Source organism: Mesorhizobium sp. M8A.F.Ca.ET.165.01.1.1 (assembly GCF_004792065.1).
Taxonomy (GTDB): domain Bacteria; phylum Pseudomonadota; class Alphaproteobacteria; order Rhizobiales; family Rhizobiaceae; genus Mesorhizobium.
Window position 1 is genome coordinate 1 of sequence record NZ_SRTH01000041.1, and the last position, 1,900, is coordinate 1,900.

Below are 1,900 nucleotides of genomic sequence, written 5' to 3' on the forward strand. Positions count from 1 at the left end.
CGTCAGATGCCGCCGCCATTGTCATATTGCTCTTCGGCAATGTCACGCTCGTCCAGCCAGTGTTCCAGGGTATCTACCATCTCTTCGGCCGACTTGCCGAGCGTCTTGAGATGGATCTCCGGTTTCTCCGGTGCTTCGTAAGGAGAATCGACACCGGTGAAATTCTTGATCTCGCCATTCAGCGCGCGGGCGTAGAGACCCTTCGGGTCACGCCTGGCGCATTCCTCGAAAGGCGTGTCGACAAACACCTCGATGAACTCGCCATCGGCCATCAATTCCCTGGCCATGCGCCGCTCGGCGCTGAACGGCGAAATGAAGGAGACAATGACGATCAGCCCGGCATCGGCCATCAGCTTGGCCACTTCGGCGACGCGGCGAATGTTCTCGACGCGATCGGCATCGGTGAATCCGAGGTCGCGGTTGAGACCGTGACGGACATTGTCGCCATCGAGAATATAGGTATGGCGGCCTGTGGCGAACAGCTTCTTCTCGAACAGGTTGGCGATGGTAGACTTGCCGGAGCCCGAAAGCCCCGTGAACCAGAACACGGCCGGCCGCTGGTTCTTCATGTCGGCGCGCACGCGCTTGCCGACATCGAGCGATTGCCAATGGATGTTTTCGGCGCGGCGCAGCGAGTGCACGATCATGCCGGCGCCAACCGTGGCGTTGCTGATGCGATCGATCAGGATAAACGCGCCAGTGGTCCGGTTCTCGCCAAACGGGTCGAAGGCAATCGGCGCCCGCGTCGAGATGTTGCAGATGCCGACTTCATTCATCTCGAGCGACTTGGCCGCCTCATGGCCAAAGTCGTTGACGTTGATGCGGTATTTCAAGTCGGTGACGGTGGCGCTGGTCTGATCGGTCTCGGTGCGCAGGATATAGGAGCGGCCCGGCAGCAGCGCATGCTCGTCGAACCAGACGATGTTGGCGGCGAACTGGTCGGCGACCTGCGGCCGCGCGGCCGGCGAAACCAGCATGTTGCCCCTGGAAACCTCGACCTCGTCGTCAAGGACGAGCGTTATGGCCTGGCCGGCCACCGCCTGTTTGAGATCGCCGCCATAGGCGACGATGCGTTTGACATGCGAGGACTTGCCCGATTTGGCGACGACGACCTCGTCGCCTTGCGCAATGGTGCCGGACGCGATGGTGCCGGCGAAGCCGCGAAAATCGAGATTGGGGCGATTGACGTACTGAACCGGAAAGCGGAACGGCAGCTCGGCGGTGACTTCGTCGACCGAGACGGTTTCGAGTTGCTCGATCAGCGTCGGGCCGGAATACCACTTCATGCTGTCCGAGCGGCGGCTGACATTGTCGCCATAACGGGCCGACATCGGGATCGGCACCATGGTCTGGAAACCGAGATCGCCTGAGAACCGCCGGTAGTCCTCGACGATGCTGTCGAAGACCGCCTGGTCGAAATCGACAAGATCGATCTTGTTGACCGCCAGCACGATGTGGCGAATGCCGAGCAGCGAGGCGATGATCGAATGGCGCCGGGTCTGGCGCAGCATACCCTGCCGGGCATCGATCAGCACGATCGCCAGATCGGCGGTCGAGGCACCGGTCGCCATGTTGCGGGTATATTGTTCGTGGCCGGGCGTGTCGGCGACGATGAACTTGCGCTTCGGCGTGGCGAAGAAGCGGTAGGCGACGTCGATTGTGATGCCTTGCTCGCGCTCGGCCTCGAGGCCATCAACCAGCAGCGCGAAGTCGATGTCGTCGCCCGTCGTGCCATGCTTTCGCGAATCGCGTTCGAGCGCGGCGAGTTGGTCCTCGAAAATCTGCTTGGTGTCGGACAACAGCCGACCGATCAACGTCGACTTACCATCATCGACCGAACCGCAGGTCAGGAAGCGCAGCAGCGACTTCTTCTCTTGCGCCGCCAGATAGTCGCGGACGC

1 protein-coding gene is annotated in these 1,900 nt (G+C 61.5%); it reads right to left on the bottom strand.

Annotated features, from left to right (window positions below):
* Positions 1 to 2 precede the first annotated feature (2 nt).
* The coding region (gene cysN, locus EN808_RS35025) for a sulfate adenylyltransferase subunit CysN (RefSeq protein ID WP_135918209.1) at positions 3 to 1,900 on the bottom strand (1,898 nt) is incomplete at its 5' end.